Origin of the sequence: Agarivorans sp. JK6, assembly GCF_045277145.1 — a bacterium.
In the GTDB taxonomy this organism is placed as follows: Bacteria; Pseudomonadota; Gammaproteobacteria; order Enterobacterales; family Celerinatantimonadaceae; genus Agarivorans; species Agarivorans albus.
In genome coordinates this window covers 4,569,841-4,594,347 of the sequence record NZ_CP113525.1, presented here as the reverse complement: position 1 = coordinate 4,594,347, position 24,507 = coordinate 4,569,841, and the positions used below count along the sequence as shown (strand labels likewise).

Sequence of the window (24,507 nt, the reverse complement as noted above, 5' to 3'; positions counted from 1 at the left end):
CATCTTTCTGTGGGTTTATTTGTCTTATTTTTTGACATAACGCTAAATAACAGCATTTTTCCTTTTTGTATGCTTGTTAACTCATTTCTTATTTGTAGCATGTTGATGTTAATGGCCTTTTTTTAGGCTAAAAACTCTAATAAAAATTACTACTTACAATAGCAAGTTTTGGAAAGGACTCTAAATATGAAGTATGCCAAGTCGAAGTTGGCTTCGCTGATCGCTGTCTCGCTTTCGCTAACCGCGTGTGGTGGAGGTGGTGGAGGCGACTCTACCCCTGTAAATGTAGCTCCCAATATTGGTGGTACACCACAAACGAGTATAGATGAGGGCGTAGCATTTACGTTTACCCCAACTGCCAGCGATGAAAACAACGATGAACTAACATTTTCGATTACCAACAAGCCTGCTTGGGCAAGCTTTGATGAAGCTACTGGTCAGCTATCAGGGACGCCTGCTCGAACAGATATCAGTACTTATTCAGACATTGTTATTAGTGTAAGTGATGGCAGTGAAAGCGCTTCTTTGGCCTCTTTTGAATTGACCGTGAACCGAGTGATGGCCTTAAGCGGTAAAGTAATTGATGGGTATGTAGCTGGTGCTGTTGTTTTTCTTGACCTTAACCTAAATGGTCAGCTTGATGAGAATGAGCCTAGCGCTATTAGTGATAATACTGGTGCATACACATTAGCTTTAAAAGGCGCCGACATCAGCAGCTTAAAATCGGCACCTATTCGTGCCTTGTTAGGCGAAGGAGCTACAGATATAGATACTGGTGAAGACTTCTCTGAAAATCCAGTCGTACTTTCTGCTCCTCCATTGGTTGATTTAGACGAAAGCATTGACCCAACAGGCGCCGCGATTTCCCCGTTTACCTCTTTGGTTGTTGATGAGTTAAAAGAGAGCCTAATTTTGTTAGCTAGCGGTTCTGTAACCAGCGAACAAATTGACCGGGAGCTAATGGCCGCGAAAACCAAGGTGATTGGTGACTTAGGCTTAGATGGTGGCGTTGATGTAATTTTAGGCGACTTCTTGTCTGATGATGTTGGTGAAGCGATTAAAGAAGCCTTAGCGAAAGAGGCGATAGAGCGCACCACCGAACGCCAAGAAGCCGCTAAAAAAGAGCAAGAACTTAAACAGGACTTGGAAGATAACCAAACGGTAGAAGTTACCACCCAGCGAAGCAGTCGAAAAAACTGGATTACTGGGAAAGAAGATTACTTCCTAGTTGAACAAAGCAAAATTACTACCTTATTAGACGATGGTACGAAAAAAGTAGAAGCTGAGTCCGCTAGTTACCTCACCGATGCTAACTATAAAAGGAAGCTAGATGAGGATCAGGAAGCACTGATTTATGAAAAAGAGTCTTGGACAGAAAACTATTTAGCTGATGGGGCTTATACAGCTCATTTTTATTGGGAAACCGATTTAAACCAAGACAACCTTCGAACTTTTAAAGGGCGAGTTTATCGAGTTGGAACCCATGATGAAGCTGGTCAGCTTTCATACCTAGCATATCATGATGAGTCTTCTTCAATTGACGAAGGTGGCTATGACGATGATGAAAGCTTTGATGATATAGATATTGAAGCAGCTGTTAATGCTGGAAACCTTTCTCAAATTGAATGGGTTCAAAGAGTTACACATTCTTCTGAGACCTTAGAAAGCGGTGAACAGGTAAAAACTAGAATCAGTGAATCTTTAGATAAAGAAGAACTAGAGCCTTACTTTAGAAGAACCCAAGTGACCACCTCTTTTGCTGACGGCTCTGTTTCGAATGAGGAGCTGAGAGATTCTTCAGCAGATGGAACGATAAATGACTATACCAAAGAAACGCTAAGGCCAAACGGTGAAAGAGAGTTCACCCAACAAGGTAGTGTTTATACTTGTTGCATCAATGGTGTATTTGAAGAGTATGCGCAATACCGCTGGGATGGAGGTTCGCTGACTAATTATTGGGAGGACTTTCAAGAATCAAGCAAACTAGTGGAGGGCTTAAAGGTATCGGAAGGTTCTGGTGGGCGTTATGTATATAGCAATGACACCAGGATGGCTGAATTAGGTTCTGATGGCCAAGCTATTAAGTTTCAGGATTGGAAGTATACAACTACCGATCTATCCGAAACTTTAAGCCTCGAGTTTAATGGATATCACCACTACGGCTTAGATAACTATTCATTTACTAAAGAAGAGCCTGGCCAAGCAGTTAAAGTTTGGGAGAAGGGTGATTCGGGTTTATGGCTTGGTCACGACTATCCAGAATGGAACTCTGCCGAAATAGAAGGTCTCGATAGTAAAATTAAAGCCGCCTTAGATAGTGGCTTATCTTACGCTGAAATTGATGAAAGTGTGGTTGCAGGCTTGAGTGCTTATAACGTACTGCGTTTTAGCGATAGTTTTGTTTACCAAGAAAATGGCGATGTAAGAACGTGGTTCTTAGTCAACCAGTTTGAAGGGGAGTGGGAGCTACAAGAGACAGGTTTAGAACAGCTACCGAACGGCTGGCGCTTTAACGTTGTCCCTGGTGGAATGATCGTTGAGCTGGATACCAGTGGTAACGATTATTCACGTAACAATTATACCTCAGTGCCGTTGGTTGATGCTGATGTTGATACGGGTTACTTCGAATCTCAAATGTATTGGGATCCGAATCAAACGTTTTATGGCTATTTAGATCAAGCAGAAGCTCAAGCTAAATTAGATGCGCTTATTGCTGAAGAGATCGCCAGAGAAGCTGCCATGCCGCGTGAGCAAGTGAGCGTGTTATTTACTCTTCCTAGCGAGCAAACCGCTGGCTTAAACCAAGCTGAATTAGAGGCGCTATATGCAAGCTATAGCCTGCGAGCTGAAAATGCTGGCATATGTAATAGCTTAACCAAAGCTTATTCCGACAAAAGCGCTGTAGGTGAGACTATATCGCTTAGCTCGGTTGACGTGCAGGGCGCAGTGTTCAATGTTGATATTTACACTGAGGTGGGCGACGGCTGTTTTGAGTTTGATGTAGTAAAAGATAACGGCTCGGTATTTGCTGTAAGCCCATTAACCTTTGAGCGTGAAAAGTATGCCTTAGCAGAAACTACTGTAGATAGTGACGTAGTTGATTTTGTTGGTCGGTATGTTGATCACGCCAGCTGTGATTTGGAGCCACTGGATGAATTCGGACCGTTTAAACAAGGGGTCTATGGGCGTGGGTTCTATGGGCATGAATTTTTCGGGAATAGGCTAGAATTTGCCTATGTCGGAAATAATACCTATCAAGCTAAGGTGTTCTCTGAAGGTGGTTCTTATAATCTCGAGATCGAATCAGAAGATGAAAGTTTAATGTTTAATGCGCTTACTTCTTTAAGTTGGGATAGCGGTCAAGCAACATTGCTTCCGAAGTTTGATTTTAACTTTTCGAGTTATGTAAGACCTTATAACCACAAAGTTTCTCTAATAGCTTTTGAGATAAATGATGACTTAAATTTGGGTGCAATCTCCCTTACAGCCTGTGAAGACGGTACACTGTCAAATGTAGAAAGCACTACTGGCCCAATGTTGATGTCGGATACGGAGAACTTTGAAGAGTATTCGCATTATGTTTATAGCTCACCATGGCAGCTTACGGACTATTGGTCAGAGAATACCCTAGCCAAGAAAGTTGAGAATGGAGAAATCGTTACCGAGCAAAGTGGTAAACGCTATGTTATTAACAGCAGCAAAAACGCTGCAGAACTAGATGCTTCAGGGGAGCGTATAGAGTTTAATAATTGGCAATCTACTGAGACTCAAATAAGCGAATCGCTATCGATCAACAGAACCATTTATCAACATTTTGCTTTGGATGACTATAGCTTCACCTTGTCGGCTGATAACGCTGGGCAATCGGTAAGAGTATGGGAGAAGGGCAACACTGGCATTTGGGTTGGTCACGATTACGGAGAGTGGAATAGTCAAGATGTAACAGACTTAGCTGGTAAAGTGAGAGCAGCCATGGATGAGGGTAAGTCTTATGCTGAGATTGATAGCTCGGTGATTCCAGCTTTAGATGCATATAATAATCTGCAGCTGAATGAGAGTCTTATTGTTGATGAATTTGGCCTAGAGCGAACGTGGTATCTAGTGAATGAGTTTGATAACCAAGGCTGGGAAGTTACCACTACTACCTTAACAAGCTTGCCAAATGGCTGGGAGTTTCATGCGAAAGCTGGCGTTTTATTCCTCAAGCAATCTGGTTTCCAAAATATCATTCCAATCACTGCTGCTGATTCGGATAACGGTTCTTTTGAAGCGAAAACGGGTTGGGATGCCGGAGATACGACTTTCTATGGTTTCTTAGATTCAGCCAGTGCCGACGCCAAGTTGTTGGAGTTAAGTCCTCCTTAGGTTTTAGGTTTCATATGACCCGTCCTGATATGGGTTGATACTTGATTGACAAAAGGCGCTCACCAGCGCCTTTTTTGTTGGCAAACAGCATTGCGTTCATTGACGCTCATCCGCTTATGAGTCAGCTGTGTAAGCGCAGTACTGTGCAAATAATGGCTTTGCGGTGACTAAGAGGAAAAGGCATTGGAGGTGGGTTGATATCATTAAAAAACAGAGCTTAAAAGAGCAAGCTTAGTTACTTGTACTAGCTCTTAACTTGCCGCAACTACCTTATTGCGGCCACCTTCTTTGGCTTGATAGAGCGCTTCGTCGGCACGTTTTATCCATTGCTCTAAGAAGCCAGAGTTGATTTCGGCTACGCCAAAAGAGCTGGTTATGCGTGTTTCTTCGCTTAGGATGGTGTTTTCGATACTTTGGCGAAGGTGTTCAGCAAGTGCGCAGGCTCCTTTTAGCCGGGTATGGGTGCATACCACCAAAAACTCTTCACCGCCCCAGCGGGCTAAGTAATCGCCTTCTCTAATTTGCTGGCGCACCAAATTTGCTAGATTAACCAGTACTTTGTCGCCTTCGTCGTGGCCGTATTGGTCATTGATTTTTTTGAAGTGGTCTATGTCGAATAAGACGATACTAGCAGGCATACCAATTTCAGCGTATTCGATAATGATGTCGCCAAAAATGCTGCTCAAACCGGCGCGATTAAAGCAGCTGGTAAGCGGGTCGGTTTTGGCCATAAATTCGTAGTTATCGCGCTCAATGCTCAGGTAGCTATTGATTTTATTTAGCTCTAGCGCGTGTTTATTTGATTGCTGGTGTTGCTCTTTTACCCCACGGGTTACACTGAAAAAAGCGTAAGTAATACTGACTAACCAAATCCCCAACAAGGCCAAATATAAATCTTTGGCTTGCAACCATTTGCCAGAAAACTGGACTGAATGGAGCGATAACTCGATATTTTTATCCTGAGTATTGTCACCAGTGAGCAAGCTAATGTAGGTGATCCTAGCATCTTGCTGCGAGTGTTGATTTTCACCCTGAGCAAACTGCCACCAGGAGGGCTGATATAAGTTATCTACATCTATGCCGTAACTGGCGCGCCCTTGTTTGGGCAAAATACTTTGTTGGTGTAGGTGTAAATGTTTTGCATTGTGTTGAGTAAATACCTGTAGCCAAATGGAATCTGGTACAGTGCTTTGAAAAGACAGATTTAGTTGGATGTTTTCAAAGTTGGCTAGGTTTATACCCGCTTGATTATTTTCCACTAACTTTAACTGCAAAGCACAGGCATCGGGTTGCTGGCTATTGGAGATATTGCAAAATAGCGTGGCTTTGTTTTGTTGACGCAATAACAAGCCTTTGCCAACACGACCATCGGCAAGCTGAGTAGAAAGAGAGATGGGGGATTCTTCGTTTAGTGAGTAATTAAGGTGTCGCTCCATGCCTAGGTACTGCCAAAGCACCAATCCCAAAGAGATCAGAAATAGTACCGGGTAATAAATGTCGCGTTGTTGCTGATTCATAGTGTGCTTTAGCGTGGACAGAACAAAAACCTACCTTGGTATTATTCACTAAATCCATGCTTTATAAAGGGTTGTACTACGCAATTATAAGAATATCTCTGTTTGCAAATTCCATATACAGCACAAATTTAGGGTTTTAGTTCTCAAGATTTATGCAACGCGACGCCAAAATGGGATTGTTGTTTTGTTGAGTTTGCGCAATCAACTCGGCTCTTTGGCATTCTTGAGCGCTAACCGGATGAAGCTTGTCCCAAGCTTGCATTAACTTGCGTTGACTGCTGCTCATGGTAAATCGGCTATAAGTGGCATCCATGTATAAATAACTGCGTGCTATTGGCCCTCGCGAGGATTCAGGCGGTTGTACTTTACGGTTCTCTATACGCATATCGCAGCTACCAAAACTAGATTGCTGAGTACTTAACATAGTGAAGTTGTAGTTAGAGCGCGCCGCATTTACCGCGCCAATAGCCGGATACAGGTTGTACATGTCGGCTTGCATTAAGCGGTATTCTGCATTGGTTTTTTCTGCACAGCGCCTGCCCTTGTAGGCTTTGCCTTTTGAATTGACACATTTGGGGTGGCCTTCACGCCACTCAACAAAATTGCGGCCAAAGTTCTCTGCTGGCACAACGTGCTCGGTCTCGTAACGTCTTAATCGGTTAAGATATTTGCCGGTAGCAAAACCAGAATTAAGTGTGACATTTTTATTCTCATCAAACTTAGCCTCGCAATACAGTGTTTTACGGGTATTTGGCTCCGCGTATACCTGTTGCAGTAAAAGCCGCTTGGCGGTGGTAAATGACTCAATGCTTTGATTACCATTTGCAAGCGCTAGCGAAGGTAGGGAAAGGGCAAACAATAAGGCATAGCTGGCTATGCTACGTAGGGTTGTTTTTAAGTACATCTTAATCTTATAAATAACCGTAAAAAAACAGCCCAAAATTTAGCATGCAGCTAGGACGTACAGCTAACTATCAATAACTGTGTTCAGCTTTGTTTGATTACTGAAGATTTATTGATAAAAAAGCAAAAAACTTGCTTGGCTTTGAAAGCGTTTTCTATCAAGCACCGCCTAGCTTGGGCGTATTTAGCTGATTTTCTGGCTTTTTTGCAAAGTTTCAAAGGGCGCGCTAGGTCACAAAAATCTCATTCAGGCTGAACTATCTTTGTGCCGTTTTGCCCTTGTTAGGGCAGCTAATCTGCCAGAGCCCATTAAGTAGTAGGAAGACTTACTGGCAGCAAACCAAACACAACAAGGATATGTTGTAGATGATTTTATTCAGCGGGTGGACAAAGCATTCAGCAGTAGTGGCTGGATCGCTTCTCTTAACGGCGTGTTATAACGTTGGCGGAGAAGTAGAGGGCTTAAACGGCAAGTTAAGCCTACAGTTAAACGAGAAAAAACCATTGGCCATCACTCAAGATGGTCCTTTTGTATTTAAAACTAAATTACCAGCGGAGCAAGCCTTTACCGTTGCGGTTGTTGACGAGCCGATGACGCAATCTTGTACGGTTACCCCCGAACAAGACGTAATGGCCGAACAAGACTACATGCAGCTTGTTGTTGCCTGTGTCGACAAGCCTTGGGAGCCGCATTTTCCACCTGTTGCTAACCCCAATATTGACCTTACGCCGCCAACAGAGTTAGCACTGGCTGGCCCTAATCAGCTGCGTTTGAACTATATTGACCCAGCAGCGGCCACTCGTGAAGATGCAGCTGCGGATTACGCTTCATGGTCGCTTCATTTATGGAACAACGCTGCTTGTGATGCAATTGCTGAATCGGCATTAAATACCGAATGGGCCGATCAATCTCTGGTACCAGCAGGTTATGATCAATATGGTCCCTACTGGGAAGTGGACTTAAATAAAGAGTCTGGCTGTGCCAACGTGATTATTCGTGACGGTAGCCTTTCTAAGTTAATTGATGCCGATTTAGCTATTTCTTTTGACCAGTTCACCGATCGCACTGTGAGTGTTATTCAAGGGAATAGCCAGATATTCGATAGCCGAGAAGAGGCTTGGAATACTAACCCTCCTGGTTTGGGCATAATTAATGCCTCGGCCCACTTGGTTGATGCAAATACCTTGGTGTGGGCAGACGCTATTGCTGCAGATTATGTACGTTTGTACTCCTCTGCCGATGGTAGCTTTACGGTTAACAGCGATGGTACCGTAGATGGCGCTTACCAAATGGTGATGCTAGAGCCGGGTCAAGTGAGTGATGAAGCGCAAGCCGCTTTCCCTCATCTAGACTTTAGCTCCGCTTATCAACTACCAGATGATGCAGACCTAAAGAGCTTGCTGAAAGGCGAAGTGGTTGCGATGGCGCTTACCGCCGAAGGTTATGTGTATAAAACTACCGAGGTGCAGTTTGCTGGCGCGTTAGATAGCTTATATGCCGCGGCCAATGATGATGACGTTCAGCTAGGCGTGAGCCCTAGCCAAAAAGGTTATCAATTCCAACTTTGGGCACCAACGGCTCAATCGGTAACTCTGCAAACTTACAACAAACGTAAAAAAGCCAAGCGTGCTTACTCAATGGAGTGGCAAGCAGACTTAGGTACTTGGTTGGTTGATACGCGAGTTAAACACGGACAATATTATCGCTACGTGGTAGAGGTTTATCACCCAGCTTCTGGTGAAGTAGAAACGCTAGAGGTAACCGACCCCTACTCGCTAAGTTTGGCGACTAACTCTCTGTATTCACAAGTTGTTGATTTAGAACACCGTAAAACCAAGCCAGCCGGTTGGGATTCTCACGTGGTGCCCGAGCTGCCGATGACTAACATGAGCATTTACGAAGCCCACGTACGTGACTTTAGTGCTCATGATCTATCAACTAGTGAAGAAAACCGTGGTAAGTACCTAGCCTTTACCGAGCTAGATTCTGCGCCAATGCAGCACCTTGCCGAGTTAAAACAAGCTGGCCTTACTCACCTACACTTGTTGCCTGCTTTTGACATTGCCACCGTTGAAGAAGACGAGAAGCGCCGTGTTGAAATTAGCGACACTGTAGGCAAGTTATGTAGTATTCAGCCAGACAATGCCTTGTGTGGCGTTGAATCTAATGGTGCGGTGATTGCCGACTTATTAGAAGCCTGTGACCCTAGCACCCAATGTGCCGACGACATTGTTGACTCATTACGCTGGTTAGACGGCTTTAACTGGGGTTACGACCCATTCCACTTTGGCGCACCTGAAGGCAGCTATGCCAGCAACTCAGATGGTTTTGCGCGAATTAAAGAATTCCGCGCCATGGTGCAGTCGGTGCACGAGATGGGCCTACGAGTTGCTATGGATGTAGTGTATAACCACACTAACGCCTCTGGCCTAAACGATAAATCGGTACTGGACAAAGTGGTTCCTGGTTATTACCAGCGCCGCAATGCCATTACAGGTGCGGTAGAAACCTCTACCTGTTGTGATAACACTGCCACCGAACACGCCATGATGGCCAAGTTGATGAAAGACACTTTGGTCATTTGGACGCGTGATTACGGCATCGATGCCTTCCGCTTTGACCTCATGGGTCATCAGCCTTTAGCGGCTATGGAAGAATCTTTAGCGGCGGTTAAAGCGGCAGATCCAGACAACTACTTCTACGGTGAAGGTTGGAATTTTGGTGAAGTACAAAACGATGCTCGTTTTGTTCAAGCAACCCAGCTTAACTTAGCTGGAACCGGCATTGGTTCATTCTCTGATCGGATGCGCGACGTAGTTCGTGGCGGCAGCCCATTTGATAGCGCCGAAGCGATTCGCGGTTCTCAAGGTTTAGCCAATGGTTTGTTCCATGATCCCAATGAGCTAAATGCCAGTGATGATGCTACCAAGCTAGTATTGCTACAGCATACCGACATAGCACGGGTAGAGCTGGCAGGCTTGTTGTCTAGCTTTAAGCTAATCGATGCCAATGACCAAGTGGTTACAGGTAGTGAAGTTGACTATAACGGCCAACCAGCTGGTTACACAGCCTCTCCTTTAGAGGCTGTGTCTTACGTGTCTAAGCACGACAACCAAACACTGTGGGACATTAACCAATACAAATTGCCAAGCGGTATGAGCCCTAGCGATCGCGTGCGTGCGCAAAGCTTTGCTTTGAGCTTCCCGCTATTAGGCCAAGGCGTACCATTTATTCACATGGGCTCTGATGTTCTTCGTTCTAAATCTATGGAGCGAGACAGCTACGACTCGGGTGATTGGTACAACAAGATAGATTTCACCGCTCAAGACAATAACTGGAATGTGGGTTTACCCCGTTACGGTAAAGATGGCCTAGACGGAAACTACCCACTAATTAGCCAGATTATCGCTGACCCAAGCACCGACGTAGCAGCTGGAGATATTGCCCAAGCTAAAGCGGTATTCAACGAGTACCTAGCACTGCGTAACGCCACACCATTGATTGGTTTGGGTAGCGCAGAGGCGATTACTACTCGTGTGGATTACCACAACATGGGCAGCGCGCAAACGCCGGGTCTAATTCTAATGTCGGTGAATGACGGTGCCGGCCTTGAAGATCTTGATACTAACTACGACGCTATCTTAATTGCCTTTAATGCGGGTGCTGATCTTGTTGGTTTTGATACTGGCATCGCCGGTTTAGAGTTACATCCTAGCCAAGTGCAGTCTGTTGATTCTGTTCTAGCCTCGGCAAGTGTTAACGGCACCGCGATTAACGTACCCGCCTACAGCACAGTAGTGTTTGTTCTGCCGCAAGGTAATGAGCAAGGTGTGGGTATTCCGGTTACTGATAAGTACGACCCAGCCCAACCTACCTTTGGTGACACCGTGGTGTACCTGCGTGGTGGCATGAATGGCTGGTCTACCGACAATCCACTAGAGTACGTCTATGACGGTGAATACAGCGCCTTAGTTGAACTAGTGGCAGGCAGCTACGAATTCAAATTTGCCGATGCAGATTGGGGCGCGCAAGGGGTTAACTACGGTGGCTTTAGTGCTGTGGTTGCTCAAGGTTCGTTGCCAATTGTTACCGGTGCTGACAACTTAAGTGTGACCATTGCAGAAGATGGCCAATACTTGATCAGCTTTGCCGTAGACAAGGCTGACCCAAGCATCGCAACGGTAAGCATTACTTCCCAAGTTGAAGAGGCACCCTATGGCGATACAGCGGTATTACTGCGCGGTGATATGAATGGTTGGGGCGAGAGCTTACCATTTAGCTACATTGGCGGTGGTATTTACAGCCAAACCGTTAATCTTGCTGCGGGTGATTATGGCTTTAAGTTAGCCAGTGCCGATTGGAGTACGGTTAACTTGGGCGGTGGTTTAGCTTTAGTGGCTGGTGGTGAAAGCGTAGCCCTGCAGCCGGGTAGCAACGACAACCTAAGTTTGAGCGTAGCTGCATCATCAGATTATACCTTTACGCTTAATGCGTCTGATATTGCAGCACCTAGTCTATCGGTAAGTTTTGCAGATGTTGGCGCAGTGTGTAGCGAGCTAGCTACCGTGGCGGAAGACGGTCCACTTGCTGAAGCCTTAGCCATTCGTGGTGAAAACTCAGATTGGGCTTGGGACGCGGCCTATGCCTTTAGTCATAAAGGTAATGGTCTTTATCAGGCGGTGGCTGACTTTAGCGGCACCTTCATGTTCAAGCTGGCCACCGACGATTGGGGCACCCAGTATTTTGTGGTGGAAGACGACAGCTTGATTGAGCTTGAAACCGATGTTGAGTACCTAGCAGTAAGTGGTGACGCAGGCTTAAGCAATAACAGCATTACTCTTAGTGAAGGTCGTTACGCCTTTAACCTAGATGTATCGGGTGACCAAGCCACTTTAAATGTGTGTGAAATTGGCACGGTTAAAACCGAGATCCCAGAGCCAGCAGTGGCCGATGGAAAAGCGGTAATTAGCTTTGTTGATGCCGAGTCGCCAGTGACTGACCCAGCCACTAAATACGCTAGCTGGTCACTGTACATATGGAATGATGCCAGCTGTAGCGCAGCCGATCCAAGTATGACACTAGACTGGGCCGATCAAAGCATCGCACCCGCGGGTGTAGATGAATACGGCCCTTACTGGGAAGTAGACTTAGCCACACTAGACGGTTGTTTCAATTACATCATTCGTGATGGCGCGCTAAACAAAGTCGTAGAGGCTGATTTACAACTCAACCTCACTAACTACCCTGAGCGTGCTGTTGCGGTTATTGCCGATGGTCGCGAATATGCTACTCGCCTACTAGCGTTCCAAGGTTATAGCGAAGAGCCAGAGTATGACTATCTTGCTTTCCAATGTGCTGCCGAAGACCAAGCTAAGTTCAACGACTTGCGCATTTACCAAGTAATGACCGAAGCCTTTATCGACGGTGACAGTAATGCAGATTACGGCACTGGTTATGGCAGTAGCCATCATAAAGGTGACTTGCAAGGCATTATCGACTCGCTAGATTACATTCAATCACTGGGTATGAATGCCGTTTGGCTTACGCCTGTGTTTGAAACAGTAGCGGTTGACGGCCAAGAGCACTGGATGGATCGCTTAGATGCAACAGGTTACTTTGCTACAAACTACTTCAATATCGACCCTAATTTTGGTGATATGCAGTTAGCTAAAACCTTGGTTGATGAAGCTCACGCCCGCGGCATGTATGTATTCTTCGATGGTGTATTTGGTCACTTTAAATCAAATGCCCAAGACTACGCATCTCCAAACGGCCTAGCAGTTACCGAAACAGGGCCAGCACAAGGTAGCCTTGGCCGCCGATCTGAGTATCCAGAAGATTTGGCCTTCTTTAAAGAAGTCGCCAAGTTCTGGATCGAAGAGCTAAAAATTGATGGCTGGCGCTTAGACCAAGCTTATCAAGTACCGGTAGGCGCTTGGGGCGAAATCCGCCAAGCGGTGGCTGAAGCATCGCAAGGTGTAAGCTATCAGATGAATGGCGAAACCGTTAACCCACTGGGTTACATGGTTGCCGAAATCTGGTCTGGCGAAGACCAAATTGCCGAAACAGGCTACGGAACCAATGAGCAACACGGTTTATGTAGCGCCTTCGACTTCCCTGGTCGCTATCGTGTGGTGCAAAACTTTGCTGCTCAAGAAGACGGCTTCTTCTTTACAGATGCCTCTACACTTGCAGGTATATTTGATACCCATGCAGTATACCCAGAGCACGCCATCCCTAACTTAATGATTACCAACCACGATGTAGTTCGCTTTGGTGATTTACTGCAACGTGCAGGTATCGCCGAGCCTAGTGATGCCGAGTACTGGCAACGCCACAAAGCAGCTTACGCTTTCTTAACTGCGTACACTGGCCCTATTACCTTGTATTACGGTGATGAGATTGGTGATGAAGTGGCTAACTTTGCAGAAAGGTTAGATTGTGCCAGTGACGGCGGCGTTGGAGCAATTGCAGGTTTGTGTGATGACCATGTATCTCGTTCTAGCGGTAAAGTGGAAGGATTAGCCAGCGAGCAAGGCGGTGAAGTATTTACCGCTAATGCCCAACAAGCAGAGCTTCGCGACTATATCACCGACCTTATGCAGCTTCGCGCAAGTTATCCTGCGCTTAGCCAAGGTGAACGCCTAAGTGTATTGAGTGTTGGTGAGTTATACGCCGATATGAAGAGCCTAGGTGAACAGCAAGTTCTCTATATTGCTAACATGACCGCGACAACTCAATTGGCAGTATTGCCACCTGAGTACATGGGATTGGGTAATCACAATACTTTCCAAGATCTGCAAAGTAATGAGCAATACGCATTTGCTGCTGGAATTGTTGAGATAGAGCTAGCGCCATTCGAAGCTAAGTTCCTATTGGTGGGTGGTGAAGAGCCTGTTCAGCCTTACAACGAAACCGTATATCTACGCGGAGATTTGAATGGCTGGGATACGAGCCTCGCCTTTGAATTTAAAGGTGCAGATACCTACGATGTTAGCTTGACCTTCCCTGCTGGAACTACCGAGTTCAAGTTAGCTGATGCTAATTGGGCCAATCTCAACTTTGGTGCGGGCGTAGATGGCGGTGAGTTGGAGGCTGCAAGCTTTAAAACTCTTGCTGCTGGTGGCGGAAATCTGAGCATTACACTCGAAGAAGCCACTCCATTACTGCTAATTTTGGACGCGCGAGACCCTGCCAATCCGGTACTTATTGTAGAAGCTGATTTAGCCTACGCTCCCTACCAATATACGCCGGTTTACCTGCGTGGTGACATGAATGGCTGGGTCGCAGGCCCAGATAGCCAAATGCTTTATCACGGTAGCGGAAAATACGAGATTACTGTGCAGTTAGACGCGCAAACTTACTTGTTCAAGTTAGCCGATCCTGATTGGACTAGCATCAATCTTGGTGGTGGTACAGAAACGCTGGTAAACCCAGAGTTACCGCTGCAACTGTTCGATGGTGGAGCAAACTTAAGCTTTACCCCTGCAGTGGCAGGCAGCTATGACTTTATACTAGATGCCTCCGACCCTGCGGCAATAAGCCTAACAGTGCGTTAGTACTTAGCGTGTAAAAACTAAAAAGCCGCTTTTAAAGCGGCTTTTTTATTTGCAATAACGGCAGTGGTATCAGCGTTTGTGTTTAACCGTATCTAAGCACTAAACATCGCATTTCCGTTTTCTAGAGAGCCAAATTTTACTCGGCGTCTCTATCTAGCTCTTGCTCTGCGTCAGCGATTATATCGTCAAGGTCTGACGATTCTTCCACATCTGGCTTTTCTGGGCGATTGGCGGGTTTTGCCATAATCTCTAAGTAAAACGATGGCAATTGCTGCTGCTCGGCTTTATCCATACAAGCGTTAATCTGCGAAACGTGGATCTCTTCTGCTTCTTCTTGATTAGGCCCGTACTTACAATCAAAGGCCCAAAAATCGGCACCGGCAGGCAAGGTTTTGTTCTTCTCGCGGCGAATATATTTTTTAGCATCATACTTAGCGGCTTCAACAATGCGCGCCAATTTAAGCTTGGGGTGAGTAAGCGGATAAGTCTTTTTCATAATAATCCTAGAAAACTGCCGAAAGTAGCAAAGGGAGGCACACTGTAATGATTCTAGGCTATAGAGCAAGGTTTAATCGAGATTGTTTGCAAAAGCACAGCATAGCCGAGGTTGAAAGTAACAAAGCCTCTTTGAATAAGAGGCTTTGAGGCTATGGTTATGATTAGGTTATTCGAGGTTTTGGATCTGCTCGCGCATTTGCTCGATTAAAACCTTAAGCTCTACCGCGGCTTGAGTGATTTCGGCGTTAATCGATTTAGACGCTAGGGTGTTTGCTTCGCGGTTAAACTCTTGCATCATAAAATCGAGGCGTCGGCCACAGGCGCCGCCCTTTTTAAGGATTTTTTGCGTCTCGCTTACGTGTGAATCTAGGCGGTCTAGCTCTTCAGCCACATCAATTTTTTGCGCTACCATAATCATTTCTTGCTCGATGCGCTGCGGGTCTAGCTCGTCAATCACATCGGCTAGGCGGGTTTTTAAGCGCTCGCGCTGCCATTGCATAACGGCTGGCATTTGCTCACGTACAAAGGCCACTTGCTCGGTAATTTTATCAAGGCGGGTGGTAATCATTACCGCGGTATTTGCCCCTTCGCTGGCACGGCTTTCGATAAACGCCGTTAGCGCTTCTTGCCAGCCTGCGAGTAGCTCTTTGCTAATGGCGTCGGCGTCTTGCTCTGGAGTTTCCATTACGCCAGGCCAGCGCAGTATGTCTACTGGGTTAATTTGCCCGCCCGCTTGCTGCTGTACCCATTCGGCATTTTGAATAAGTTGTTCGGCAAGGGTTTTATTTAACTGCAGTTCGCCACGGTTGGCTTGGTCGGCCTCGAAGCGCAGATTACATTCAACTTTACCGCGCTGTAGGGCCTTGCGGATTTTGTCACGCAATACTGGCTCTAGGGAGCGAAACTGTTCTGGCATGCGCCAGTAAGTTTCTAGGTAACGTTGGTTTACGCTGCGAATTTCCCATGTTGCACTGCCCCAATCGCCTTTAAGTTGGTGGCGTGCGTAGCCTGTCATGCTGTGGATCATAGTTGAATGCCCTTAATAAATTTGCTCGATTATAGCGGCTATTGGGCGCTTAGTCAGTCTAGGCGTGACCAAGTGCGATAAAAGCCTATATAATAGCCGCGAATTTTAAATTACAGGGTTATTACCATGCGTCCGAACGGAAGAGCTGTTGAACAAATGCGTCCAATTACTATTACTCGAAACTACACGGCGCACGCCGAGGGTTCTGTTTTGGTCGAGTTTGGCGATACTAAAGTGCTATGTAATGCCTCGGTAGACGATGGTGTGCCACGTTTCTTGAAAGGTAAAGGCCAAGGTTGGATTACCGCAGAATATGGCATGTTACCGCGCTCTACTCATAGCCGTATGGGCCGCGAAGCTGCTCGTGGTAAGCAAAGTGGTCGTACTCAAGAAATCCAACGTTTAATTGGTCGCTCACTGCGTGCTGCAGTTGATTTAGAAGCGCTTGGCGAATACACCATTGTAGTGGATTGTGATGTTATTCAAGCCGATGGCGGCACGCGTACTGCGGCTATTACTGGTGCTTGCGTAGCCTTGCAAGATGCCATTTGGTGGATGATGGAGCAGAAGAAACTAAAAGTTAGCCCTCTTAAGCAGCTTATTGCTGCAGTATCGGTAGGTGTGGTTGATGGCAAAGTAGTGTGTGACCTTGAATACACCGAAGACAGCGTAGCCGAAACCGACATGAACGTTGTTATGTGTGAAGACGGCAACATGATTGAAGTGCAAGGCACTGCAGAGGGTGCACCGTTTAGCCACGAAGAATTATTAGAAATGCTGGCCTTTGCTAAAGAGGGTATTAGCCAAATTAACATTGCCCAACGCGAAGCCCTAGCTAAGTAATTGAGAGAGAAAAATGAAAGCTTATCAACGAGAGTTTATTGAATTTGCTTTAGCCAAAGGCGTATTAAAGTTTGGCGAATTTACCTTAAAGTCTGGCCGAACTAGCCCGTACTTCTTTAATGCTGGTTTGTTTAACACAGGCCGAGATTTAAACCGCTTAGGCAAGTTTTACGCTGCGGCGCTGCAAGACTCAAATATTGATTATGACTTGGTATTTGGCCCAGCTTATAAAGGTATTCCTATCGCTACCACAACGGTTGTAGCTTTAGATGAGCACCATGGTAAAGATGTGCCTTACTGCTTTAATCGCAAAGAAGCGAAAACCCATGGCGAAGGTGGCAGCTTGGTTGGCTCTGAGTTGGCTGGCAAAGTAATGTTGGTGGATGACGTAATTACTGCTGGCACTGCGATTCGTGAATCTATGGACATTATTAATGCCCATAACGCTGAGTTAGCCGGTGTGCTTATTGCCTTAGATCGCCAAGAGAAAGGTAAAGGCGAGCTGTCGGCAATTCAAGAAGTTGAACGCGATTACAACGCTACGGTTATTTCGATTGTTAAGTTGGCAGATTTAATCACCTACTTAGAAGAACAGGGCGATAATCAAACTGCACTAGAGGCAGTTAGCGCTTATCGTGAGCAATACGGTATTGCTTAGCATTTATAATATCTAAACCTAAGGCGGCTTTGTTAAGTCGCCTTTTTTGTATCTAAAATACGTTAATTGTCATTAGTGTATTGATGGTTTTATTTTTAAAAGATAGAGTAGCGTGGCTTGGGGTTTAATACCCCACTAATTAGGATATTTGCATGTAATTCAGAGAACTAAGGAAGTCTCATGTCTGTTGAACTAAATGCCACCAAAACTCAAATCTCTCTGCTCGTGTCGAACGCTTTAACCGCGATAAAAAACCGCAACACCGACGCTCAGTGGGAGCAAAAAGTGAAAGCGGTGGCCGATAAATTAGCGCATTTAAGTAAAACCATTAAATCATCTAAAAGTAATGTGCAGCACTTTGGCAACGCTCAACAAAAACAGGCTGCGCCGCAGCATCGTTTTAGCGCTAAGCAATCAACCAATAGCAAATTGGCTAGTATGAATGGCTTAGAAGAGGCTGTGAACAGCGCGATGAAGAAGATTGCAAAACAGCTTAAGGATGAGTCGGTTAAATCTCCGTTTAAAGACAAAAAAGCTTATGAGTTGATGGATATGTTAGCCGGTGAGGTTAGCTCTTATGAACAGCTGTTAAGCTCTTTAGAAAGCTTAGCTAAAAGCACGTCTACTACTGCTAATTCCAGCAATACCATAGTGATTCAAAACAATACCACCTTGCTTAAAGCGCAGGGGGTAAGCGGGCCAAGCGTTCTTATGCTGGTGGCATTATCGCTACGTGTTGTTGCGATGATGATAGCCACCAAACAAAAGTAGCCACTGGTTTATTGGCTGCTTAAAGGCTGTTTAGTCTCTGCCTAAGCAGCCTTGGCTTCGCTAATCTCGTTCGCTCTCGCGCTCCGACATTCTTGCGCCTACTAAGCTTGCTACCAATATTGCCATGTAGAATTGGCCAAACACTGCTTCACTAAAAGTGAAAAAGCGGGAGATAGGCGTATTAGGGGTGATTTCTCCGTATCCTAGGGTAGTTAGCGTAACAAAGCTAAAGTAGATGAAGTCAGTCATTTGGGTGCTCCAATGCTCTTTAGGCACCCCGTTAAATGCGTCGTTTAACCAAAAGTTTAAAATGGTATATAAATGCGCCCAGCCTAGGCCTATCAATAAAAAGATACAGATTGCACCCACGATCTTGTTGCTATCTATATGGCCGGTAAATAGCACCTGTTTCAAAGCTGTCCAGGTAGTTAATACCAAATAACAGAACACAATGGTGAGGTATAAACTCACTAAACCTTCTGCTTCAAACCAATAACTAAAAAAAGCCAGTACCGAGGTGGTGAATAAGAAGCCGATGCCCGTTACATACCATAAGCGCTTGCCTTTGGCCTGCCACACTCCAGCGGCTAGCACCAGTACCATGGCTATTTGTAAAAACCTAAAACCATCTCCCTGCCAGAATTGATCTAAGCAAGCGGCGAGAAAGATATAACCCACCAAAGCAATGGTAAGAAAGTAGAAGTTGTTCTTTTCGCTCCAATCCATGAGCTTTTTCATGTAGCTAACCTATATCAATGGTTTAGTTAATAATTTAGCAAATTTGCTAACGAACTGCTTAACAATTACTAGGAGCTGTTGACCTTTGGTGTTGAAATTTTGTTCGCTTATCTGGACTCTTCGGGCTGCATTTCTTAGCCATTTATTCAGCGTTAGCGAGCGATTGTTAAGCCCACTTAACCTCGCGCTCACTGCCTTTCCTAAATGGCTGATAAGTTGCTGCAAAAACCATCAGCATAGGTCAATAGATCCAAACGTGATTAAAGCTTGCGATAACTCTCAACTTTGCGTTTTGGCCGCGGTGCATTTTGATGTAAATCAAGCCAAGATTGCTTAGCTAAAACAGATGAAAAGCTAGCTTCTACACTGTAACTATCACCAGTTACACGGGAGAGCTGATATGCGATTTAATCAACTAAAACTGCTACTGGAGCACTTTGTATCGTGCCGCGAAGCAATGATGGCCCTATATCGGCGCTTGGAGTTAAATAGCGATGCAGAGCGAGTGCGCATGTTACTGGCTTACCTGCAGCATCAAGAGCGAGAAAATGCCGAGCATTTACAGGATTTTATTAGCCAGGCCAAACCTGAGTTGTTAGAGACTTGGACCGACATTCGCGTGGAAAAAGATTTATTGGATTATATGGCTAAGCTGAGTCAACCAGCCGATATTAGCAGTGATGATGTAAGCAATTTGGCCTTGGAGCTTAGTGAGCAGTCTTTAAGCTTATTGCGCTTAGCTAAAGATGAGTTAACCATGTTAGGGGCGAGGCAGTTTTTAGCTAACTTGATTGAACACCAAGAAAAACGCCAACAGCAAATGGTGCATGCCACTCATAGGTTAGATGATATTTAGTCAAAAGTAAGGCACAAGAAAGCACAGCCTAGGCTGTGCTTTTTATTTGGTATAAAGCAGCCTATTAGCTGGCGACTTTGTCCAAGTGAACATCCATTTGTGGGAATGGAATTTCGATGCCAGCATTATCTAGAGCCACTTTGATGTTCTCGTTTAGGTCAAAGTAAGCTCCCCAGTAATCGGCGCTATTTACCCATGGGCGAACCACTAGGTTCACTGAGCTGTCGGCTAATTCGCTTACACCAATGGTGATGTCTGGATCTTTTAATACACGAGAGTCTGCTTCACATACTTCGCGCAATATCGCTTTAGTTTTAGCTAAATCGGCGTTGTAGCTAACTCCAACCACCAAGTCTACACGACGGGTAGGATGGGTAGAGTAGTTAACAATGTTACCGCCTAATACCGCGCCATTTGGTACAACAATTTGTTTGTTGTCAGGCGTTTTTAACACGGTGGTGAAGATTTGCACTGATGCTACCGAGCCCGCTGTACCCGCAATCTCTACAAAATCACCGGCTTTGAATGGGCGGAAACCAATAATAAGTACACCTGCTGCAAAGTTAGACAATGACCCTTGCAAGGCCAAACCAACAGCTAAACCAGCGGCACCAATAATGGCAACAAACGAAGCGGTTTGAATACCAATGCGTGATAGCGCAGCAATAATCACAAAGGCAATAATGATGTATTTCACCATTGAGCCAACAAAGTGACTAATTGTTGTATCTAATTTGCGAGCGTTCATTAGTTTTTCTACGCTTGACGCCATTACGCGCGCAACGATCATACCAACAAACAAAATGGCGATAGCAGCAGCAATGTTGATTGCGTATTGCATTAGCAGGTCTTGGTTGTTCTCAAACCAACTGGTACCTTCGGTAAATACGTCCATGTGTTAAGCCTTCTTATGGAATGAAATTAGCTACAAATTTAGCAGCTTTTTTAATACAAACAAGTGTCTAGATTCTTTACAGAAAGGTTTACGGCCTGCCGGGGGATTTAGCAGGCCTATTAAGCGCTTAGCTTTGCATTAGTTGCTGCTTTAAAAAGCCCCAGTGAGTGTCAAACTGGGCGGTAGGTTCTAGTTTAAATTCACTGCGCACGTATTGGCTAATGCGTCCTTCGGTATAGGCCAGTAACAAGGTAGCTAGGCTATTTTCTTCAATTAAGAAGCCTTGTCCTTCACGTAGCCTACGCTCGCGTAATACTTGTTTAAGTTGCACTTCAATTTTGTCGAACAAAATACTGACTCTGGCGCGCAAACGCTCGTGCTCACCTTGTAAGGCATCGCCAGTTAAAATGCGGCTTAAGCCTGGGTTGCGCTCGGCAAAACCCAGTAACAGCATGAGTATGTGCTGGCAGCGATTTAAGGTGTCTTTTTGTTCTTCCTGAATCAGATTAATGCGTGATAGCAAGGTTTCTTCGATAAATTCTATTAAGCCTTCAAACATCCTAGCTTTGCTGGGAAAGTGACGATACAAAGCAGCTTCTGATACGCCTACTTCTTTGGCTAGGCTTGCAGTGGTGATGCGTTGTCCGTGGCTGGTTTCTAACATGCGCGCTAGCGCCTGCAGAATTTGTTCGCGGCGATTGCTTTTTGGTTTTCCCGCCATGGTTATGGTAATCCTTTTTATTAGTCTATTAGCGTACTACTTGAGAACCGTTTACTTTGTACCGGAATGGCCAAATCCACCTTCACCACGCTGGCTAGCGGCAAAATCTTCTACTATCTCAAAGCTAGCTTGTACCACAGGCACAAATACTAACTGGGCGATGCGCTCGCCGGGTTCGATGGTAAAAGTAGTTTGTCCGCGGTTCCAACAAGACACCATTAATTGCCCTTGGTAGTCGGAATCGATCAGTCCAACGAGGTTACCCAGAACAATGCCGTGCTTATGGCCAAGGCCAGAACGCGGTAAAATGGTGGCAGCAAGAGTAGGATCGGCTATATGAATCGCTAAGCCAGTAGGAATTAGCTCGGTTTGGCCGGGGGCTAATGTTATGGCTTGGTCTAAGCAGGCGCGTAAATCCATACCTGCTGAACCTGGTGTCGCGTATTCTGGCATTGGAAAAGTAGTGCCAATTCTTTGGTCTAGTATTTTTAGTGCTATTTGTTTCATTTTTTTGTTTTGATTATTGTGCAGCGTACTGCTTGGCGATTAATGCCATTAATTGTTGTGCCAATTCTGATTTATCAGCGAGGTCTAATTGCTGATGGCCAGTTGGCCAAAATACCGATAAGGCATTTTGTTCACTATTAAAGCCTTGTTCGGGCTTTGATACGTCGTTGGCGGCGATCATGTCTAGGTTTTTTCGCGCCATTTTGTCTTGTGCGTAATGTGCTACGTCTTGTGTTTCAGCAGCAAAACCCACCGTAAAGGGTTTGTTAGCTAATCCAGCAATGGTGGCTACAATATCTGGATTTTTCACTAAACGTAACTGCATTTCGTCGCTGTCATCGGTTTTCTTGATTTTTTGTTCAGCAACATCGGCTACGCGGTAGTCGGCTACTGCTGCGCAAGCGATAAAAATATCACAGCTTGCGACTTGATTTAGTGTTGCGTCGAGCATTTGCTGGGCAGTATTAACCGCCACCTTATTAACGCCAGCTGGTGTAGTTAAGTTCACCGGGCCTGAAACTACCGTAACCTTGGCGCCAAGTTGTTCGGCAGCAGCGGCTAAAGCAAAACCCATTTTACCGGAGCTGTGATTGCTTATATAACGCACCGGATCAATCGCTTCACGAGTTGGACCGGCGGTAATCATCACATTTACGTCTTTTAGTAGCGCTGGGGCTTTGGGAGCAAAAAACTCTTTAATGTGAGTGAGCAATTGAGCGGGCTCAAGCATCCTACCTGGGCCTACATCGCCACAGGCTTGTTCGCCTTGGGCTGGGCCCCATATGTGCACCTGGCGTTGCTTAAGCTGGCTTAAATTAGCCTGAGTAGCGTCTGCTTGATACATTTGTTGGTTCATTGCTGGCGCAATGGCAATTGGGGCGGCAGTTGCTAGCATCAATGTGCTTACTAATTCGTCGGCCAAACCATGGGTAAACTTAGCAATGCTATTGGCGGTAGCGGGCGCCATCAATACTAAGTCTGGCCATTTGGCGTAGGCGATGTGACCCATGGATGCCTCTTGAGCTGGGTCGACCACTTCTAAGCCTACAGGTTCGCCAGATACTGCCTGTAGCGTTAAGGGAGTAATAAAGTGGGTGGCGTGTTTAGTCATTACCACTTTTACTTCTGCGCCTTGCTCTTTTAGACGACGCACCAACTCTGGCATTTTGTATGCCGCAATCCCGCCTGTAATCGCGAGTAGAATCTTCTTGCCCGTTAACATGCTGATACCGCTTCGATAATCTCAGTTTGATATCGGCAAGCCTATCACAAAACTTAAGATCTCCGCATACACAAGCCAGCAGTTTCGACTACGCTTGTTTTTATTGATTCATTCATTATTTACTAGAATGCATGGCAATTTGTGATTGGCCGGCCGAACAACGGCCAAGAGAAAAGTTATTAAATAGTGGTGCCCAAAGTTTAAGTGATGCTGAATTACTGGCAATTTTTTTGCGGGTAGGATGTGCTGGATTAGATGCAGTGAGTTTAGCTCAGCATTTACTCGCTCAGTTTGGCTCCTTACGAGCGGTATTAGCTGCCGATCATCAGCAGTTTTGCGCAGAAAAAGGTTTGGGTAGCGCAAAATTTGCACAGTTACATGCTTCAATAGAAATGAGTCGACGTTATTTGCTGGCCGATATTAGTGAAAATAGTGTGTTAGATAGCGCCGAATCGGCAAAAAACTACCTTTCTATGGAATTATCTCACCAACAACGTGAAGTATTTGCAATATTGCTATTGGATAATCAGCATCGAGTGGTACAATTCGCGCCGCTATTTTTCGGAACGATTGATGCCGCCAGTGTTTACCCACGGGTGGTGGTACAGCGAGTATTAGAAAAAAATGCTGCTGCAGTAATATTTGCCCATAATCACCCCTCGGGTGTGGCAGAGCCAAGTTTGGCTGATAAGCAAATTACTACCAAATTAATCAAGGCCTTAGCACTGATTGATGTGCGAGTTTTAGACCATGTTGTAGTCGGCTGTGGAGAGACTGTGTCTTTCGCCGAGCGCGGTTGGATCTGATCTTTGTTCAATTTTTAGTTGATCTAGGGTTCTATTTCCTGTATAAAATGCGGCCTTTCTGTCGTCCCGGGCGACGGCCTAACGGGGCATGAACAGATGCTCGAGCAGAAGTACATATTTGGAGAAGACTGACATGTCTAGAGTATGCCAAGTTACTGGTAAGAAACCAGCTGTTGGTAACAACGTATCACACGCAAAAAACCGCACTCGTCGTCGTTTTTTGCCTAACCTTCAATCTCACCGTTTTTGGGTTGAGACTGAGAAACGTTTTGTTAAATTACGCGTATCAACTAAAGGTATGCGCATCATCGACAAAAAAGGTATCGACGCTGTTTTAGCTGAGATGCGTGGTCGTGGTGAGAAGGTATAAGGAACTAAGAAATGGCTAAAGGTATTCGCGAAAAAATTCGTTTGAACTCATCAGCTGGCACTGGTCACTTCTACACCACTGATAAGAACAAACGTAACATGCCTGAAAAAATGGAGATCAAAAAATTTGATCCTGTTGTTCGTAAGCACGTTATGTACAAAGAAGGCAAAATCAAATAGATTTTGGCTTTAATGAATCAAGAAGCTCAGCTTAGGCTGGGCTTTTTTTTGCCTGTTTTTTAGTGGCTACA

At 45.4% G+C, this 24,507-nt stretch carries 18 protein-coding genes; 9 read left to right on the top strand and 9 right to left on the bottom strand.

The genetic code is table 11. The features are described 5' to 3' along the window. The first annotated feature begins 186 nt into the window (after positions 1-186). Positions 187-4,365: a putative Ig domain-containing protein gene (locus tag OV592_RS21130; protein WP_406609919.1), complete on the top strand. Its 4,179-nt coding sequence runs from the start codon at positions 187-189 to the stop codon at positions 4,363-4,365. 251 nt (positions 4,366-4,616) lie between these two features. Here the strand turns inward: OV592_RS21130 and OV592_RS21125 are convergent, their stop codons facing one another. Together OV592_RS21125 and OV592_RS21120 are read right to left on the bottom strand one after the other, a co-directional pair. After that, positions 4,617-5,882 carry a GGDEF domain-containing protein gene (locus tag OV592_RS21125; RefSeq protein ID WP_406609918.1) on the bottom strand — a complete coding sequence of 422 codons (1,266 nt, stop codon included), beginning with the start codon at positions 5,880-5,882 and terminating at the stop codon, positions 4,617-4,619. 136 nt (positions 5,883-6,018) lie between these two features. Then, a complete protein-coding gene (locus tag OV592_RS21120; protein ID WP_406609917.1) occupies positions 6,019-6,786 on the bottom strand; it encodes an endonuclease in 768 nt (255 codons plus the stop codon). Between the two features lie 365 nt (positions 6,787-7,151). Between OV592_RS21120 and pulA the strand changes: the two genes are divergently transcribed. Then, entirely contained in the window at positions 7,152-14,345 is a 7,194-nt protein-coding gene (gene pulA / locus OV592_RS21115; protein WP_406609916.1) for a pullulanase-type alpha-1,6-glucosidase, read from the top strand. Between the two features lie 136 nt (positions 14,346-14,481). On the opposite strand, the gene OV592_RS21110 is transcribed toward pulA, so the two are convergent. Both OV592_RS21110 and OV592_RS21105 read right to left on the bottom strand, forming a co-directional pair. Continuing rightward, complete coding sequence (locus OV592_RS21110) at positions 14,482-14,841, bottom strand: DUF6172 family protein (protein ID WP_406609915.1); 360 nt, start codon at positions 14,839-14,841, stop codon at positions 14,482-14,484. A 168-nt stretch (positions 14,842-15,009) separates the two neighbouring features. Beyond that, positions 15,010-15,870, bottom strand: coding sequence for a YicC/YloC family endoribonuclease (locus OV592_RS21105; protein WP_137675385.1), 861 nt, complete (start codon positions 15,868-15,870; stop codon positions 15,010-15,012). A 126-nt stretch (positions 15,871-15,996) separates the two neighbouring features. Between OV592_RS21105 and rph the strand changes: the two genes are divergently transcribed. The 3 genes from rph (at position 15,997) to OV592_RS21090 (ending at position 18,142) form a co-directional block, all read left to right on the top strand. Further along, complete coding sequence (gene rph, locus OV592_RS21100; RefSeq protein ID WP_152785282.1) at positions 15,997-16,713, top strand: ribonuclease PH; 717 nt, start codon at positions 15,997-15,999, stop codon at positions 16,711-16,713. Between the two features lie 13 nt (positions 16,714-16,726). Further along, on the top strand, positions 16,727-17,371 hold the full coding sequence (pyrE, locus tag OV592_RS21095; RefSeq protein WP_220719798.1) for an orotate phosphoribosyltransferase: 645 nt from the start codon (positions 16,727-16,729) through the stop codon (positions 17,369-17,371). 180 nt (positions 17,372-17,551) lie between these two features. Then, positions 17,552-18,142, top strand: coding sequence for a hypothetical protein (locus OV592_RS21090; RefSeq protein ID WP_406609914.1), 591 nt, complete (start codon positions 17,552-17,554; stop codon positions 18,140-18,142). Positions 18,143-18,202: 60 nt separating this feature from the next. On the opposite strand, the gene OV592_RS21085 is transcribed toward OV592_RS21090, so the two are convergent. After that, positions 18,203-18,880, bottom strand: a complete 678-nt coding sequence (locus tag OV592_RS21085) for a potassium channel family protein (RefSeq protein ID WP_152785288.1) — start codon at positions 18,878-18,880, stop codon at positions 18,203-18,205. A 400-nt stretch (positions 18,881-19,280) separates the two neighbouring features. Between OV592_RS21085 and OV592_RS21080 the strand changes: the two genes are divergently transcribed. Beyond that, positions 19,281-19,736, top strand: a complete 456-nt coding sequence (locus tag OV592_RS21080; protein ID WP_221075332.1) for a hypothetical protein — start codon at positions 19,281-19,283, stop codon at positions 19,734-19,736. A gap of 64 nt (positions 19,737-19,800) precedes the next feature. On the opposite strand, the gene mscS is transcribed toward OV592_RS21080, so the two are convergent. The 4 genes from mscS to coaBC all read right to left on the bottom strand — a co-directional run bounded on the left by mscS (position 19,801) and on the right by coaBC (position 23,081). Then, positions 19,801-20,631 carry a small-conductance mechanosensitive channel MscS gene (mscS, locus tag OV592_RS21075; protein WP_016400156.1) on the bottom strand — a complete coding sequence of 277 codons (831 nt, stop codon included), beginning with the start codon at positions 20,629-20,631 and terminating at the stop codon, positions 19,801-19,803. A gap of 127 nt (positions 20,632-20,758) precedes the next feature. Further along, positions 20,759-21,352, bottom strand: a complete 594-nt coding sequence (slmA, locus tag OV592_RS21070; RefSeq protein ID WP_406609913.1) for a nucleoid occlusion factor SlmA — start codon at positions 21,350-21,352, stop codon at positions 20,759-20,761. A gap of 51 nt (positions 21,353-21,403) precedes the next feature. Beyond that, a complete protein-coding gene (dut, locus tag OV592_RS21065; RefSeq protein ID WP_221075330.1) occupies positions 21,404-21,859 on the bottom strand; it encodes a dUTP diphosphatase in 456 nt (151 codons plus the stop codon). Between the two features lie 13 nt (positions 21,860-21,872). Then, the gene (gene coaBC / locus OV592_RS21060) at positions 21,873-23,081 is read right to left on the bottom strand and encodes a bifunctional phosphopantothenoylcysteine decarboxylase/phosphopantothenate--cysteine ligase CoaBC (protein WP_406609912.1); all 1,209 of its coding nucleotides are present in this window, start codon (positions 23,079-23,081) and stop codon (positions 21,873-21,875) included. 131 nt (positions 23,082-23,212) lie between these two features. On the opposite strand from coaBC, the gene radC reads away from it, so the two are divergent. The 3 genes from radC (at position 23,213) to rpmG (ending at position 24,436) form a co-directional block, all read left to right on the top strand. Continuing rightward, positions 23,213-23,887 (top strand): DNA repair protein RadC, encoded by a 675-nt coding sequence (gene radC / locus OV592_RS21055; RefSeq protein WP_221075328.1) that lies wholly within the window; start codon positions 23,213-23,215, stop codon positions 23,885-23,887. Positions 23,888-24,020: 133 nt separating this feature from the next. Beyond that, positions 24,021-24,257, top strand: a complete 237-nt coding sequence (gene rpmB / locus OV592_RS21050; protein WP_016400150.1) for a 50S ribosomal protein L28 — start codon at positions 24,021-24,023, stop codon at positions 24,255-24,257. A gap of 23 nt (positions 24,258-24,280) precedes the next feature. Then, positions 24,281-24,436 carry a 50S ribosomal protein L33 gene (gene rpmG / locus OV592_RS21045; protein WP_285762680.1) on the top strand — a complete coding sequence of 52 codons (156 nt, stop codon included), beginning with the start codon at positions 24,281-24,283 and terminating at the stop codon, positions 24,434-24,436. Positions 24,437-24,507: the final 71 nt, after the last annotated feature.